The following is a 614-nucleotide window of genomic DNA, read 5'->3' on the forward strand; positions in this document are numbered from 1 at the left end:
GTCGTCATACATAATATCCCGCTCGGTGATCTCGATAGTGACTGAGTTTGCGGGAATATCGTAAACCGCAATTTGTTTTTCGAGAAAATGACAAAAATCCGGATGAGCCAAATCCTCTGCTGACACATTAATTGCTGCGTTCAAAGCCAACCCATTATCGCGCCATCTACGTAATTGCTTGAGTGTTTCCTGGATAACCCAGTGTGTTAATTCAACAATGAGTCCAGATTGCTCAGCCAAGCCGATAAATTTATCAGGTGCAACTCGCCCCAGGCCTGGACGATGCCAGCGAATCAGCGTTTCTACGGTATCCATTTTGCCGTTTTTAAGCTCAACCTTTGGCTGGAAGTTTAAAAATAATTCAATATTTGTCGGTTGTCTCAGCAATGCTTGTAGCGCTTCAATAAGACTTAATTCTTCAAGATGATTTTCGTCTTCACCCGGCGTATAAATATGTATGGTTGTACGATTTAGGCGGGCATGATCAGCAGCAATTCTGACTCGACGAAGCATTGTTTTACTGTCATAACCATCGGCTGGATAACAACATACACCCGCATAGAAGTGAGCACTCAAACTGATATTACCGATTTGAAAGGGCTTATCCAGGTTAT

Annotated in this window: 1 protein-coding gene; it reads right to left on the bottom strand. The window is 42.8% G+C overall.

The genetic code is table 11. The features are described from left to right. Positions 1-614, bottom strand: a 614-nt coding sequence (locus B3182_RS15120) for an EAL domain-containing protein (RefSeq protein WP_292753390.1), incomplete at both ends; no start/stop codon positions are given.

Origin of the sequence: Methylophaga sp. UBA4204 (assembly GCF_002379485.1) — a bacterium.
In the GTDB taxonomy this organism is placed as follows: Bacteria; Pseudomonadota; Gammaproteobacteria; order Nitrosococcales; family Methylophagaceae; genus Methylophaga.